This is a genomic window from Bacteroidota bacterium, from assembly GCA_016722565.1.
GTDB lineage: Bacteria > Bacteroidota > Bacteroidia > 2-12-FULL-35-15 > 2-12-FULL-35-15 > 2-12-FULL-35-15.
This window is the reverse complement of the sequence record JADKIU010000004.1, coordinates 294,033-310,339: the sequence shown is the minus strand read 5'-3', so window position 1 is coordinate 310,339 and position 16,307 is coordinate 294,033. Positions and strand designations below refer to the sequence as shown.

Genomic DNA, 16,307 nt, shown 5'->3' with positions numbered 1-16,307 from the left:
TTTTTATTTCCTTAGTGAAAGTACAATAAAATCTTCATTTTCGAAAACCTTAGAATACATTATTTTAATACCGACATCACCAATGGATGCAGAATGCTTATCCAAAAACAAATATTTACAACCTTTGTTTACAATATCAATCAGGTATATTTCTGATTTTAGTTGTTCTGACTCCAATGTCCACCCTTTACGATGCGTAAAATACATCAATTGTGGGTTCTTTCCACCATTAATAGCAATCAAATCCGTTGGCTGTGAAACGCTATTCGCAATCGTTTCTAATGACAATTTATACACTTCTGATTTTTTAATGAAAAAATCGTGCTGTTGATTGGCAATGCTCTCCACAACAATGATTGATATTATAAGCAAATACACTGTTTTATTTTTAACAAAACCAATTGCATAGGCTACAAACAAACACATAATTGGAACAAAAGGAACGATGTAATAGCTGTGATGATAAAAATTGCTTCCTGCTTTCAGCATAAATACGGCAAAAGCCAAGCTGCACAATCCGGATATCAGCAAAATCGATTTTTCCTTTTTAATAATTGAAAGAACAAAACCGATGAGGAAAACAGCAAAGCCAATGAACTTAAATACATCGAAATAAAATTTCTCCAACGTGGGTTGAATGTTTGAAGCGATTTCATGAAACCCGTTTGAAAAAGAAGTTCCCATATAATAATGTTCAAAACCAAACTCCTGAACCAAATATGGAACCCACAAAAAATACCACCAATACACTGGAACAAGCATTAATCCGGTGAAAAAGGAAATCCACAATTTATTCTTCAATAAAACATCCTTGTCAAAAATGGGAAAACATAAAATCATTAACAGATAAATGGCAGGTATTTTACTGAGTACACCCAACGTAACCAATAGAAAATAAAAAATAGCACTTTTAAATTTAGAAGTTTTGAAAAAATCGAACGCAAAATAAAGTGCAATAATTACCAGCGAGGTGCTAAATGTATCCGGCATCGTTTTGCGAGAAAACATAAACCACATGGATGTTAAAAGGATGAAGGATGCTGTGAAAGAGAATCTTTCATCAAATTTAAATTTCAATAACTTATAGAAATATAGAACCCCAAGAGAAGAAACAAAAAGATTGATTAATCTGCCAAACCAATCGTGAAAACCAAAAACAAGGGATAGTAAATACAAGAGGTAGTTTAGAACCGAAAATTCTGTTCCGGTGATGCCCGTTTTTTCTCCACCAATATCTAAACGCGGATATAAAATATTGGAATCCAATTCGTAGAAATTTCTAGCGACCATATCTCCTGTCACTTGTCGCCAGTTATGTGCTATTTCCAAAGGCGGATCCGTAATTCCAAACAATCGAACAATAAAAAATAGCACGATCCAAAAGCGAATATCGGACGCATATTTTTCTCTAAAAACAGAAAAGGCTGTATTGGCAGTCATCTTGATAACAAAGCTATAAAAAGAATGCTTAAAACCTGTTAAAAACTTTGTATTTGGGGTGTGTATAGGTTTTGTATTTTTACAAAAATGGCAAAGAAAGCGACTAGTGTAAAAGAAGGAAAAACGGCAGAGGAAACTCCGCTCATGAAACAATACAATACCATCAAGGCGAAATATCCGGATGCATTATTATTGTTTCGTGTGGGTGATTTTTATGAAACATTTGGAAGTGATGCAATAAAAGCTGCCAACATATTAGGAATTGTACTCACCAAACGCGCCAATGGATATGCCTCCTTCATTGAGTTAGCAGGATTTCCGCATCATTCATTGGATACCTATTTACCCAAATTGGTGAGAGCCGGACAACGTGTGGCGATTTGTGATCAGCTGGAAGATCCAAAAATGACCAAAACGATTGTAAAACGTGGCGTAACCGAATTAGTTACTCCAGGCGTTTCTTACAACGACAAAGTGCTGGATCATAAAAACAATAATTTTTTGGCCAGTGTATACATGACAGAAAAAGTATCCGGTGTTTCCTTTTTAGATGTTTCTACCGGTGAGTTTCTTGTTGCACAGGGTAATTTGGATTATATCGACAAACTACTACAAACATTTAAACCAACAGAAGTTCTCTTTCAAAAAAACAAGAAAAAATTATTTCTGGAAACGTTCGGTGATAAATTTTACAATTATGGATTAGATGATTGGGCTTTTACACATGAATTTGGAACCGAAGCATTATTAAAACATTTTGGCACCAAATCATTGAAAGGGTTTGGGATTGAAGAACTCACCGAAGGAATTGCTGCAGCCGGAGCAGCCATGCACTATCTGGCAGATACAGCGCATGATAAAGTAAAACACATTTCTACCATTTCACGCATTGAAGAAGAAAAATATGTGTGGCTGGATCGATTCACGGTTCGAAATTTAGAATTGTTTGGCTCCCACAATTACAATGCAACCACTTTGATTGATGTGATTGATGCGACCATTTCACCGATGGGTTCGCGTATGTTGAAACGTTGGCTGGCATTACCTCTAAAAGATAAAGCACCTATTGAAGAACGATTGGATGTGGTGGATTATTTTTTATCGACCAGTGAGGTAAGCGAACAAATCATTGCACAAATCGAATTAATCGGAGATATCGAACGCATCATTTCAAAAGTTGCAACCGCACGCATTTCACCAAAAGAAGTAGTACAATTAAAACGAGCACTTGCTGCAATTGAGCCAATTAAAAGCATTTGCAGCAAATCAGGAAACACCTCTTTAGAAAAAATTGCAGGACAATTAAATGCCTGCAAAAATGTAGTAGATCGAATTGAAAAAGAAATTACCAGCGACCCACCCTATTTAATTGCAAAAGGGAATGTGATTGCAGAGGGCGTAAATGCGGAGTTGGATGAATTGCGAAACATTTCGGGCTCGGGAAAAGATTTTTTATTACAAATTCAACAACGTGAAAGTGAGAAGACGGGAATTACTTCATTAAAAGTAGGCTTCAACAATGTGTACGGCTATTATTTAGAAGTAACCAATACCCATAAAGATAAAGTACCCGGAGATTGGATGCGAAAGCAAACACTAACCGGAGCGGAGCGCTACATCACACCGGAATTAAAAATTTATGAAGAAAAAATATTAGGGGCTGAAGAAAAAATCCAAGCACTTGAATTAAAACTCTTCAACGATTTAGTAATTGAGTTAATGGATTACATTTCCATTATCCAATTAAATGCCTCATTGATTGCTCGTATTGATTGCTTGCTCTCGTTTGCAAACATTGCTCAAAAAAACAATTATGTGCGTCCACATATTTTCGAAAATGATGTATTAGACATCAAAGATGGTCGTCATCCCGTAATAGAAAAACAATTACCTATTGGTGAAGAATATATTACCAATGATGTTTACCTCGACAATACGACTCAACAATTAATTATGATTACGGGTCCAAATATGAGTGGTAAATCCGCATTGTTGCGTCAAACGGCATTAATTGTTTTGATGGCACAAATGGGCAGTTTTGTTCCTGCCAAACATGCGAATTTAGGTTTGGTAGATAAAATATTTACCCGGGTTGGTGCATCGGACAATATTTCATCCGGTGAATCAACGTTTATGGTGGAGATGAATGAAACGGCAAGCATCTTAAATAATTTATCCAATAAGAGTTTAATCCTACTCGATGAAATTGGCAGAGGAACCTCTACCTACGATGGCATTTCCATTGCTTGGGCAATTGCAGAATTTATTCACGAAAATCCAACAGCGAAAGCAAAAACATTGTTTGCAACCCATTATCACGAGTTAAATGAGATGACGAATACCTTTCCTCGCATAAAAAACTACAATGTTTCTGTGAAAGAAATAGGGAATAAAATTTTATTCATGCGCAAGTTGGTTGCCGGAGGAAGTGAACATAGCTTTGGTATACATGTAGCAAAAATGGCCGGGATGCCGAAAAAGGTATTGGACAGAGCGAATGAAGTACTTGCCGGACTAGAGAGCCAGCGAGAAAGCGGAAATAAAAAACAAGAACCAAGAACCAAGAAGCAAGAGGGTTTTCAGTCTACAATCCAAAGTCCACCACCAACAAATGAAAAGATGCAATTGAGTTTTTTCCAACTCAATGATCCTGTTTTAGAAAACATCAAAGACGAACTTCAAAAAACGGATATTAATACATTAACTCCAGTAGAAGCATTGATGAAGTTAAACGAAATAAAAAAGATGATTGGGGGATAAATTAAATGATGAATGGAGAACTATTTATATTAAAAAGATTATAACTCCAACTTATAAATCAGCATTTCACTAAGCTCCTTCGTACTCTGATTCCCAGGCAAAAAATAATTCTTTCAGGTATTTATTTTCTTCAGCAGTAATTTTTTTATCGGCTTTTACCATTTTCACGGCAAAATTCAAAAAATCAACACGTTCTTGAGGAATAGAATCTTCATAGAAATCGTTCATGGCGTTATTAAAATGCATAAAGTAGTCTTCCTTGGGCAATGCACTTAAAACTGCCATTTCACTATCCAAATCAACACGGAACGGAAACGCATCTTTTAAGTATTTCACAATAACTTTACCCTCAGCGGTATCAAAATCACCGTCTACCTGCGACAGAATCATTAACATATGATATCCTGCCATTACTTTGTTCATTTTTGCCATAACTTCAAAATTTCACCATAAATATACGTTTTATGAGCATTTGGCCTATAAACTCTTTAAAATTAAAATCGATTGATTTTAGTGGAAATATTTTGCAGAATTAAAAAAATACTTACTTTTGCAATCCCAATCCAAGAAATTGGGGTTTTATCCAGAAAAGCTCGTTTTTTATGGATTATAGATTGAAATAACATGCGAAAGTAGCTCAGTTGGTAGAGCGCGACCTTGCCAAGGTCGAGGTCGCGGGTTCGAACCCCGTCTTTCGCTCCAAAGGAAACCCTCTCCTTAGTTGATTGAGAGGGTATTTTTTTAGAGTACTGAGTGCTATGCTCAGTAGAGTGTCCAGATGGTGGTCCCGATAGCTATCGGGATGGTAGCCACGCAGAATGCCCAGGTGGTGGAATTGGTAGACACGCAGGACTTAAAATCCTGTGTCCATTGCGGACGTATCGGTTCAAGTCCGATCCCGGGTACAAGAAGCCTCTCAGAGATGAGAGGCTTTTTTAGTTCTTACCTATACTCATTCTAACTTTCATTTGTGTAACAAATGTTGCAGAAATAAGCCCGATGCCAACTTATCTTTGACCATCATTCTACTTTGTTAACTTCAATCAAAATGAAAAAAATCATTCATATTTTAATCGTGCTTGCATTAACTGCAAAATTAGGTACCGCACAAAACCTTTTAGCAATACCAGATACATTGTCCGGAACAAATTTCAATTTGAATATCTACGATACATCTAAAGTCTTTTATACAGGCTTTACAACAAATACATACGGGATAAATGCCAATTATCTTGGCCCTACGCTTTTGCTCAACCAAGGGGACTCCATCAGTATTCAAGTAAACAACCAACTAATGGATACTACTACGATTCACTGGCATGGTTTACATGTTTCTGCAATGAATGATGGCGGCCCGCACATCGTTATTCCTCCTGCATCCACTTGGAATCCGATGTTTAAGGTACGAGACCATGCAGCAACATTTTGGTACCATCCACATTTACACATGATGACAAATGCACACGCAACACTTGGAGCGGCAGGAATGATTATCGTTCGCGATACATTGGAGGCCGCATTAAACCTTCCGAGAAGATATGCGGTGGATGATTTCCCACTTGTACTTCAATCAAAATGTTTTGGTCCAACCAAAGAAATTGAAATTGATAATGCTTATGATAGTGTGATGCTCGTGAATGGGACACTTGATGCTTACCTGCCCACCCCCGCTCAAATTGTTCGTTTCAGAATTTTAAATGCTTCTTCCGAACGAGTTTACAACATCGGACTGGAAGGTGACTTACCATTTTATCAAATCACAACCGATGGAGGATTATTAGATGCACCTGTTTTATTAACCCGACTTCGCTTAGCTCCGGGTGAAAGAGCAGAAATACTTGTAGATTTAATTGGAAAAGAAGGACAAAGTATTGATATTTTGAGTTTCGCATCTGAACTACCTAACGCTACTTACGGGGCATTACAGCCGGGAATGGGACCCGGACAAATCATTCCGGGATACGCCACAAATGTATTGAACGGGAATGATTTTCAACTGATGACGATTAACGTAATTGCACAAACAGCAGCACCCATTACAACTATCCCAAGTACATTAATCGCCAATAGTCCATGGCCAACAGCAAGTGCTGTAGCATTTAAAACGCTTACATTCACATCAACCACCATGGGGCCAACGGCAATTCAAGGCCCCTTTTTAATTAACAGTACGAGCTTTGATATGAATACCGTTAACTACACTATTCCGTTAAACAACATTGAAGTATGGACATTAAACAACCAATCACCGATTGCACACCCGTTTCATATTCATGACGTGCAATTTTATATTACTGAAATAAATGGAGCTGCACCTCCGGCAAATATGCTTGGAAGAAAAGATGTGGTATTGGTTCCGGCTATGCAAACGGTGAAATTTATTACCAAATTTGAAACATTTTGTGATTCAATGGCAACCTATATGTACCATTGCCACATGCTTCCACATGAAGACGATGGCATGATGGGACAATTTATTGTCAGCTGCCCTTCGGGTGTTGGAATAGAGGAATCAGAAAAGAAGAACAACGAGTTACTTGCTTTTCCAAATCCTACAGTTGACAAATTCATTATCCGAAATACTACAGGTGAGATCATTCAATCCATTGTTTTGATGGATAATACAGGACGCATCGTTTATTCCAAAAACGAAATCGATTCGACAGATTTCGAAGTAGATTTAGTGGGCTTTTCATCTGGCTCCTATCTGATAGAAATCTTTTTAAAAAGTGGAATTACTCGTAGAAAAATTATCCTATCAAAATAAAACCTCTAGAAACCTCCATAGCTCCGAACCCTTGAATACCAAAAAACAATAAACTATTGTTTTTATTAATTGCCATCGTTATCTTTACAGGATGGAACAGCTTATTGTAATCGGCACAGAAAAAACGCCTGAGATTAATTTTAATTCAAAAACAGGAAAATTATTTATCGGAGGACGATCCTATTCTTCTGATGCATTTGATTTTTATAAGCCAATCAATGAATGGCTGGCAAAATACCTCCAAAATCCACATATCACTACGGTTTTAGAAGTCAACGTTGATTATTTCCATTCTGTTTCAGTTAAATACCTTACCACCATTGTAAAAAAGATTGCTCAATTACATGCTTCAGGAAATGCTGTACAAGTAATCTGGTTGCATCAATCGGATGAAAATGATGAAGATGAATCATACGAACTCGGTAAAAGCATCGAAACGGAAGCAAAAATCAAATTTAATTTTGTGGTGATTGAGAAATAATTGTCATTTGCTGTATCTTTTTAAAATCACACCGTTATAGGACTGTATGACTAAACTTAAATTTCTCACACTTTTAGTGTGTTTCAGCTTCCAGTTCAGCCTCGCGCAAAACTTTTCTATACAGGGAACGGTAACAGACGCTAACCAACAACCAATTGAACTTGGGAACATCATCCTTCTTTCGGTTAAGGATTCCTCCATTATTAAAGGGGATGTATTTCTATCCGGACAATTTAAAATAACAGGCATTTCAGAAAGCACAACCCTTCTCAAAATTACTTCCTTGGGATTTGAAGACTATTTCCAATCCATTAACAAAAATGAAACAGATACACTCATTGATATTGGAGTCGTTCAACTAAAAACGAATACAAATCTTAAAGAAGTGGAAGTAGTATCCAAGCTGCCACTCTTTGAGCGTGATGGTGAAAGAGTTAAGGTAAATGTTGAAAACTCGGTATTGAGCAATGCGGGAACCATACTGGATGTATTAAAAAAATCGCCCACCGTTATGATTGACAATAATGATAATGTTGCTGTTTTTGGAAAAGGAAATGCAATCATTTATTTGGATGGTCAACTCATTGCATCTGCTGACATTTTAAAAACAATTTCATCTACTGAAATAAAAGAGATTGAAATTATTTCCAATCCATCCGCTAAATATGATGCCAGCGGGAAGGCTGTCATTAATATTATTACAAAAAAGAATAACCTGGAAGGATACAACGGAAACTTGATACACAACACCCTTTATGGCAAAAATCTATTTACTTATTCAGGTTTGCGCTTCAATTACAAACGTAAAAAGTGGTCTACATTTATCAGCTACGGATTCCCTCATGGAAAAGACTGGAGTTCCGATGAATACTTTCGTTCTATCAAAAGTAACGACAGCACTTTTACAGTTATGAAAAACAAAATTGAAACCATTAACAATCAAACAAATTCAAATAACTACAGAGCCGGAATCACCTATCATATCGACTCTGCAAAGTCAATTAGCATTCAATACAATGGCTTTTACTCCCAAAATAAAAATAAAATCAGCAATATCAATGACATCTATAAAAATGACATCCCTGAATTGGCAATTCAAACAAACACCACCCAGAAACCACTAACAATAAATAATACCGCCAACATCAATTTCACAAAAAAATTAGATTCTCTGAATAGTGAATTCTCTGCTACAGCACAATACGGAAATTTCATCTCTAAAAGCCTAGATGATATTACGCAACAGCTCTCAACCGGAATTTACCCAAACATTCAAATGAAAAGAAGTACGGGTTTAAATAATATCCAAATTTTTACCGGACAAATGGATTTGAATAAATCTTTCAATAAAAAATGGAAATTAGAAACCGGTTTAAAGGATTCCTACATTACCAATAACAGTAAAATCAATTTTGAAAATTATTCTTCCTCAGGTGAATGGATCTCTGACACCAGCTATGTAAATGGATTCAATTACAATGAAAACATCCTCGCAGGATATACCCAACTGCGTTATAGTAAAAACAAGGTAAGTGCACGGATAGGCCTTAGAGCAGAATACACAAAGTCGGAAGGATTTTCTAAAACCACGAACACACAAGTGATTGATCGAGAATACGTCAATTTATTCCCAAGCGCATACTTTGGCTATGACTTTACAAAAGATCTAAACACGAGCATTACTTATTCCAGCAGAATCAACCGACCGAGTTTCCAAGATATGGATCCATTTATAAATTATATTGATTCGTTATCTTCTTTTAGAGGGAATCCTTACCTCTTGCCTGCTTACACACATTCGGTTGAAGCATCACTCATTTACATGAAGGAAGCGTCCTTAACATTTAGCTATTCCCGTACAAATGGTGCAATGAATTTAGTGGTAGATAAATTAAATGATGGTAGCGATGCATTTATTGCAACAACAAAAAATTTAAATTTTTCTGAAACCTATTCAGCCGGAATTACGATTCCATACGAGTTAAGTTGGTGGACCACTTATAATTATTTCGGATACTTGGTAAATTCATTCTCCTATAACAGTGGCGGGAGTGTCATCAATAATTCAAAACCAATGTTCTACATGTATTTGTATGATGAGTTTCGGGTAAAGAAATTCTTTTCATTAGAAGTGACCTTTGAATATACATCAGCAGGCGTGGATGGCATCTTTACATTCGAACCCTTTTATAATTTATCGGCAAATATTAAGAAAACATTTTTCAAAGACAAACTAACACTCCGAGTGATTGCCAACGATATTTTAACTACCGCCTACAACAGAGGTTCGAGTAATGTGGAGGGCTATGATGTAAATTATATATCACGTGAGCAAACCCATTACTTTGTATTGGCACTCAACTATCGATTTGGTAAATTGAAAGCCAATGATTACAGAGATAAAACGGTAAATCAGGAGGAATACGACCGTATTAAAATGAAAAAATAGAATTTACACTCTTACTCCTATAACTAAGATATCATCAACCTGCTCCAAATTTCCTTTCCAGGTTTGTATCGTTGTTTGAAGTGTATTTTTTTGCTCTTCCATTGGTTTACCTTCAAATGAGAGCAACAACTGCTGCAACGACTTATATTTAAATTTTTTTCCCTTTTCGCCACCAAATTGATCGGCATACCCATCCGTAAAAATATAAATGGTATCCCCTTTTTGTAATTGGATTTCATGATTGGTATAATTTTTAAAGTCGCCATTCAAATAGCTACCGATAGGTATCTTATCAGAAGGGGTTTCCATGATTTTACCATCACGAACAATATATAGCGGATTGAATGCTCCGGCATATTCCAGCATTAATGTTTTAGGATCGAGTGCACAAACCGCTAGATCCATTCCATCTTTTACTTCCGAATCACTTCCTGTTTGTCGCAATGTTTTCCAATCTTTGCTTAAAGAATTGAGCACCAGACTAGAACGAGATAAACCAAATTCATTGACAGACTTCCCTAAAGATTATAGCCAACAATACCTCATTAAGGCCCTGAACGCCATGTCCGGTGCAATCAACGGCAGCAAAGAATACTTTTCCACCCCAGGATTCCACCCAATAAAAATCTCCGCTCACAACATCTTTGGGCATATACAAAATAAAAGATTGAGGAAGCAATTGTTTAATAATGGCATCAGGTGGGAGAATCGCCTCCTGAATTCTTTTCGCATAATTAATACTATCCTTAATATCTTTGTGTTGATCCTCAATAATATTGTAAGCCAATTCAATTTTCTGATTTTTTTGATCCAACTCTTTATTGGCTTTTTTCTTTTGACTATTTCCACGGATTAAAACAATTGTTAGCACCAACAATAACCCTCCTAATCCAATAATTGAACGAGTTATCAACGACTGACGATTTAATTCATCCTCTTGAATTTTCTTATCCTTTGTTAAAATGGCGATTTCCTGAGCATCTCTTTCTGAATCAAAACGGGCTTGCATCTCTGCAATCTGGTTGCTACTTTCTACATTATAGATGGAATCGTTCAGTTCTTGGAAAAGCTCATGATAAATTAAGGCTTGCTTATAGTCGCCCGATTTTTTATACGACTTTGAAATCCCTTTATAAGATTGAATAATATGATCATTGGCTGTAATCAACTTGCCCTTTTCTAAACCTAATTTATAATATTCAAGCGCTTTTTCTTCATTTCCAATTTTACTATAATAATCACCAATATTATTGAGCACTAATGATTGTCCATATACATTACCGATTTTTTCATATAACTCTTTTGCTTTTATAATGTAGATAAGCGACTTCGGATAATCTTTTAATTCAAGATAGGAGTCGGCAATGTTGTTCAAGTTAGTGGCAATAGCATCTTCATTGTTAACTTGCTGAAACAGTTCGAGCGATTCAAAATAATAATCCAACGACTTTTTATGCTCTTTTTTATCACTATAAATGGTTCCAATAGAAATCAAGCAGGAGGCAATTCCATTTTTATTACCCGTTTCATAGGCTATCTTTAAGGCTCTTTGAAAATATTTCAATGCTTCATCCGGCTTACCTAAACCGATATAAACATTTCCAATAGCACCAGAACATGACAATATTCCTTTTTTATTCTTAATTCGTTCTTGAATTGCTAAACCCTTAATGTAATAATCCAAGCACGTTTTATAATCGGCCAGATTATAATAGCCATTGCCTATATTAATATTTGCAACTGCTTGGTAAAGTGGAAATTCTTTTTCGGTTGCCAATTGCAAAGCTTTCTTGGCATAATCAATGGATTTATGTGGATTAATATCAACGATATAACGACAATAATCATTGATGGCATCCAACTTTGCTGAATCGTCTTTAATAGTCGGTATGACTATTTCGAGAGAATCAATTTCCTTTTGATTTTGAGCAAAAATAGGCTCAAAAAGAAGCAGAAAAAGATAAAAAAAGAGGGAGTAGCTTTTTTTCAATTATTTGCTGTTTAGGACAACAAGATAATGAATTATGCGAATTAATCAAAAAGGATAAGAAAAGAGTCGATTTAACAAAACTATTTTATAAGTTTCCCATTCAACTTCATCAAGTTGGTTTCTGACACCTTTGCATTGTACATCGCATCTGATAATCGTGTAAGCGCATCATCATAGCTTTTTTGAATTTCTTTCAATTCCAATGCATTACTTGAACCAATTCGAAAACGTTCCAGTGCAATTGTTACAGCTTCTTTTACCAACATCACATTTTCAGACTCTAATGCCAACAATTTTTGGTCCTCTTGATATTTTCGAAATTGAACAAACAACCGATGCTCCACCTGTAGTTTTGCTGTTCTGTATTCATAATCCGCATTTTCCATCCTCAGCTTAGCATTTTTTATTTGATTGTTCGTGTTGAATCCATTAAAAATATTCCAAGTAGCTGTTACGCCTAAATTTAGCCCAAGATTCTGATTTAACAATGAAAAGCCAGCTTGATTTTCGGAGCGAGAGAATAAATAATTGGCATTGAAGTTTAGCTTTGGAAGTAATTGTGATTTTGTTTCTTTTAGTAATTGATTAGACAATGCAACATTCCGTTGTGCAAAAAGAATATCAGTATTGTTCTGTGCATTTCATTTTTAACTCTTCGTATTTCAATTTAAATTCAACAGGAATTTCCTCTGTTACATCAAATTCCAACTCTGCATTTCTTGCAAATATTTGATTTAAATATACTTTTAACTCTGCCAACGTTGTTTGTTGTTTGTATAAATTAGATAACTGTGCATTCATGTCTACTTTCGCCTGCAACACATCCAATTTAGACCCTGAGCCAATATTTAATTTCGTTTGAGCAATTTCGTAACGTATTTCTGAGATTTTTATATTCTCTTGCAACCCTTTAATCAGTTGCTTTTGTCGAACAACATTATAATAGGTAACAATAATTTGCGATAACGTATTTTCAATCAGAATTTTTGATGACAAAAGCCCCATCGACTCCAATTCATTTAAACGTTTGTGCGAAGCAAACATTTTAAATCCATCAAAGATGGTCCATGTTAAATAAACACCAGCATTGATGTTATTGGATTGTACACCACTCTTATCAACAACCAAACCACTGGAAAACTCTTGCTTCGTTGCGTTATTCGCTAAGCCGGTAGATGCTTGCAGATCGACCTTTATTGCCCAAGGTATTTTCATTGGAAGCAATTACTGCATTGTTTCTTACAATATTGATTTCATAATTATTTTTCAAGCCAATATAAATTGCCTGTTCCAATGTTAATTGTTCTTGCCCAAAAATCGTCATCAACTAAAAAAACTAAATACAAAGAGGAGATATTTACTTTTTTGCATGTTTATGTTCTTTTGAAAAATATGAATAAATAGCAGGAATTACATATAAGGTTAAGACCAATGAAAATAAAATTCCGCCTACAATAACAATTCCCATGGCGGTTCGACTTTTTGCTCCTGCACCTAGCGACAAAGCAATTGGCATTGCTCCCAATGCAGTGGCAATACTTGTCATAAGAATTGGACGTAAACGAGCCGCTGCAGCTTCCTGAATGGCCTCTTTTACCGAACGACCTTGTTCTTTCAATTGATTCGCAAATTCAACAATTAAGATTCCATTTTTCGTCACCAATCCAATCAACATAATAATTCCGATTTGACTAAATATATTTAACGTTTCATTAAAATACCAAAGGGACAACAATGCACCACACAAAGCCAAAGGAACAGTAATCATAATGGTTAATGGGTCAATAAAACTTTCGAACTGAGCCGCCAAAACCAAATAAATAATTATTAATGCAAGAATAAATGCAAACATAACATTGGATGAACTTTCTGAAAAATCACGTGAAGGACCAGTTAATGAAGTAGAAAAAGAATCGTCCAATATTTTTTTTGAGATTGATTCCATCTCGTTTATTCCATCACCAATTGTTTTTCCGGGAGCTAATCCTGCAGATACGGTTGCAGATTGGTAACGGTTGTAATGATATAACTGAGGCGGACTGCTTTGCTCGACAATTGTCACAACATTATCCAACTGAATCATTTCACCTTTTGCATTTCTTGCATACATCGATTTCAAATCCAATGGATCATCACGTTTTGCTCTTTCAAACTGCCCGATTACCTGATATTGTTTCCCATCCATATTGAAATAACTGAAGCGTTGTCCGCTCAACGCCAACTGTAACGTTTGAGCAATATCACTTACAGAGATTCCCATCGTTTTTGCTTTTTCCCGATCAATTGTAATGTTTAACTCCGGCTTATTGAATTTTAAATTTACATCCACGGTTTGAAAAACTTTACTCTTATTGGCTTCTTCCAAAAACAACGGCAGTTTTTCTTTCAACTTTTGAAAATTTGGTGCTTGTAAAACAAATTGAACAGGCAAACCTCCTCTGGATCCTCCTGAAGAAATGGTTTGTTCTTGAATCACAAATGCTTTTGCTTCCGGGAATGCTTTTGTTGATTTAGTAATATAATCGGCAATTTGCTGCTGGGTTCGCTTTCGTTCATTCGGCTCTGTTAAGGCCAGTCGCACAAAACCGGTATTAACAGCACCCGAACCACTGAAACCGGGAGCAGTGACTGTTAAGCAAATTCTTTTTTCCTGAATAGAATCATTGATAAAATCAGAAAATTTTTGAACATAGGCATCCGTATATTCATAAGAAGCACCTTCTGGGGCGGTTATAGAAACACGGAACCAACTGCGATCTTCCAAGGGTGCTAATTCAGATTGCACTTCACTACCTACTGTATAAATAATACCAAAACTACCTGCAATAATAATCCATGCAATCCATCGCTTTTTCATAAAACGTCCAAGAGAATTATCATAACTGCTTACCATTTTTTCAAAAAATGGTTCTGTCATTTCATAAAACTTACTCTTCTTCGGTTTTTTACGAACCATGTATGCATTTAACATGGGCGTAAGAGTGAGGGATACAAATGCAGATATCAAAACGGCTCCGGCAATGACAACACCAAATTCCCTAAACAATCGTCCAACAAATCCTTCTAAAAATATCACCGGCATAAACACTGCAGCCAACGTAATGGACGTAGAAATAACTGCAAAAAAAATTTCTTTTGAACCTTTATGCGCAGCTTCAACCGGATTCATTCCACCTTCTATTTTTTATAAATATTTTCGGTCACAACAATTCCATCATCCACAACAAGTCCTGTTGCTAGAACAATAGCAAGTAATGTTAACACGTTAATGGAATAATCCATCAGATACATAATAAAAAAGGCACCAATCAACGATACAGGAATATCAATGAGTGGACGGAAGGCAACTAACCAATCTCTGAAGAATAAATAGATAATTAAGATAACGAGAACAATCGCAATCAACAATGTTTCTTTTACTTCGAGAATCGAACGCTTTACAAATTTAGTATTGTCCAGGGCGATACCAATTTGAAAAACTCTTGGCAAATCTTTTTTAATCTGATCCAAACGTTTATAAAATTCATCAGCAATAGCAATATAGTTTGCACCTGGCTGAGGAACAACGCCTAATCCAATCATTGGAACACCTGATTGTCGCAAAATTGTTTCTTCATTTTCTGGGACCAAGTACAGCATAGCCAATATCTTTAAAACGTATCACCTGATTGCCATCCGAACGGATAATCATATTATTAAAAGCTCTTCATCTTTTAATTTTCCAAGTGTTTTTACTGTTAACTCAGTTGTATTCCCTGCAACTTTTCCGGAAGGTAATTCTACATTTTCTTTGTCGAGGGCCTGCTTTACATCCAACGGTGTTAAACCATAAGCCGCCAATTTATCCGGATTCATCCACATCCGCATGGCATATCTTTTTTGTCCCCAGATTTGAACCGTACTAACACCGGGAATTGTTTGCAAACGTTCTGCAACCACATTCTCCACAAAGGCACTTAACTCTAATTGATTGATGGAATCACTTTGAATGGTCATCGATAAAATAGCATCTGAATTCGCATCCGATTTGGTAACCGTTGGCAAGCCATCAATATCTTGCGGCAACTGACGTACCGCTTGAGATACTTTATCGCGCACATCATTTGCAGCAGCTTCGATATTGGATTCCAAATTAAACTCTACAGTAATGGTGCTAGAACCTTGGTTGCTGGCGGAAGAGATGGTTCTCACTCCTTCGATACCATTCAATACTTTTTCGAGCGGCTCGGTAATTTGTGATTCAATAACATCTGCATTCGCTCCGGCATAATTGGTTTTAACAGTAATAATCGGAGGATCGATAGAAGGATATTCACGCACCCCTAAATAACTGTAGCCAATACCGCCAAACAAAACAATGATGATGGACATCACAATTGCAAGTACAGGTCTGTTAATACTAATTGATGAAATATTCATT

General features: G+C 36.1%; 10 protein-coding genes, 2 tRNA genes and 1 pseudogene. 6 read left to right on the top strand and 7 right to left on the bottom strand.

Translation table 11 applies throughout. The features are described 5' to 3' along the window. Positions 1-3 precede the first annotated feature (3 nt). Positions 4-1,440 carry a glycosyltransferase family 39 protein gene (locus IPP64_14410; protein MBL0330572.1) on the bottom strand — a complete coding sequence of 479 codons (1,437 nt, stop codon included), beginning with the start codon at positions 1,438-1,440 and terminating at the stop codon, positions 4-6. A 144-nt stretch (positions 1,441-1,584) separates the two neighbouring features. On the opposite strand from IPP64_14410, the gene mutS reads away from it, so the two are divergent. Then, complete coding sequence (gene mutS, locus IPP64_14405; GenBank protein ID MBL0330571.1) at positions 1,585-4,200, top strand: DNA mismatch repair protein MutS; 2,616 nt, start codon at positions 1,585-1,587, stop codon at positions 4,198-4,200. Between the two features lie 69 nt (positions 4,201-4,269). Here the strand turns inward: mutS and IPP64_14400 are convergent, their stop codons facing one another. After that, positions 4,270-4,632, bottom strand: coding sequence for a TerB family tellurite resistance protein (locus IPP64_14400; GenBank protein MBL0330570.1), 363 nt, complete (start codon positions 4,630-4,632; stop codon positions 4,270-4,272). A gap of 194 nt (positions 4,633-4,826) precedes the next feature. On the opposite strand from IPP64_14400, the gene IPP64_14395 reads away from it, so the two are divergent. The 5 genes from IPP64_14395 (at position 4,827) to IPP64_14375 (ending at position 9,897) form a co-directional block, all read left to right on the top strand. After that, positions 4,827-4,902: transfer RNA gene (locus IPP64_14395), tRNA-Gly, on the top strand. A gap of 118 nt (positions 4,903-5,020) precedes the next feature. Continuing rightward, positions 5,021-5,105 (top strand) — tRNA-Leu (locus IPP64_14390). Positions 5,106-5,248: 143 nt separating this feature from the next. Beyond that, positions 5,249-6,967: a multicopper oxidase domain-containing protein gene (locus IPP64_14385; GenBank protein ID MBL0330569.1), complete on the top strand. Its 1,719-nt coding sequence runs from the start codon at positions 5,249-5,251 to the stop codon at positions 6,965-6,967. A gap of 91 nt (positions 6,968-7,058) precedes the next feature. Further along, positions 7,059-7,448, top strand: a complete 390-nt coding sequence (locus IPP64_14380) for a DUF1987 domain-containing protein (protein MBL0330568.1) — start codon at positions 7,059-7,061, stop codon at positions 7,446-7,448. Positions 7,449-7,494: 46 nt separating this feature from the next. Continuing rightward, positions 7,495-9,897, top strand: a complete 2,403-nt coding sequence (locus tag IPP64_14375; GenBank protein ID MBL0330567.1) for a TonB-dependent receptor family protein — start codon at positions 7,495-7,497, stop codon at positions 9,895-9,897. A gap of 3 nt (positions 9,898-9,900) precedes the next feature. Here the strand turns inward: IPP64_14375 and IPP64_14370 are convergent, their stop codons facing one another. From IPP64_14370 to IPP64_14350, 5 genes and pseudogenes are all read right to left on the bottom strand, one after another. Then, positions 9,901-10,374, bottom strand: a complete 474-nt coding sequence (locus IPP64_14370) for a SpoIIE family protein phosphatase (GenBank protein ID MBL0330566.1) — start codon at positions 10,372-10,374, stop codon at positions 9,901-9,903. A gap of 25 nt (positions 10,375-10,399) precedes the next feature. After that, positions 10,400-11,887, bottom strand: a complete 1,488-nt coding sequence (locus tag IPP64_14365; GenBank protein ID MBL0330565.1) for a tetratricopeptide repeat protein — start codon at positions 11,885-11,887, stop codon at positions 10,400-10,402. An 80-nt stretch (positions 11,888-11,967) separates the two neighbouring features. Then, complete coding sequence (locus tag IPP64_14360; GenBank protein MBL0330564.1) at positions 11,968-12,507, bottom strand: TolC family protein; 540 nt, start codon at positions 12,505-12,507, stop codon at positions 11,968-11,970. A gap of 1 nt (position 12,508) precedes the next feature. Then, entirely contained in the window at positions 12,509-13,102 is a 594-nt protein-coding gene (locus IPP64_14355) for a TolC family protein (GenBank protein MBL0330563.1), read from the bottom strand. 142 nt (positions 13,103-13,244) lie between these two features. Further along, positions 13,245-16,306, bottom strand: a pseudogene (locus IPP64_14350) (efflux RND transporter permease subunit). Between the last annotated feature and the right edge of the window lies 1 nt (position 16,307).

What these genes read in the sequence shown, in the direction of transcription:
- IPP64_14410 (MBL0330572.1), bottom strand. Translation starts at nt 1,440, where the DNA reads ATGACTGCCAATACAGCCTTTTCTGTTTTTAGAGAAAAATATGCGTCC.
- mutS (MBL0330571.1), top strand. Translation starts at nt 1,585, where the DNA reads ATGAAACAATACAATACCATCAAGGCGAAATATCCGGATGCATTATTA.
- IPP64_14400 (MBL0330570.1), bottom strand. Translation starts at nt 4,632, where the DNA reads ATGGCAAAAATGAACAAAGTAATGGCAGGATATCATATGTTAATGATT.
- IPP64_14385 (MBL0330569.1), top strand. Translation starts at nt 5,249, where the DNA reads ATGAAAAAAATCATTCATATTTTAATCGTGCTTGCATTAACTGCAAAA.
- IPP64_14380 (MBL0330568.1), top strand. Translation starts at nt 7,059, where the DNA reads ATGGAACAGCTTATTGTAATCGGCACAGAAAAAACGCCTGAGATTAAT.
- IPP64_14375 (MBL0330567.1), top strand. Translation starts at nt 7,495, where the DNA reads ATGACTAAACTTAAATTTCTCACACTTTTAGTGTGTTTCAGCTTCCAG.
- IPP64_14355 (MBL0330563.1), bottom strand. Translation starts at nt 13,102, where the DNA reads ATGAAAATACCTTGGGCAATAAAGGTCGATCTGCAAGCATCTACCGGC.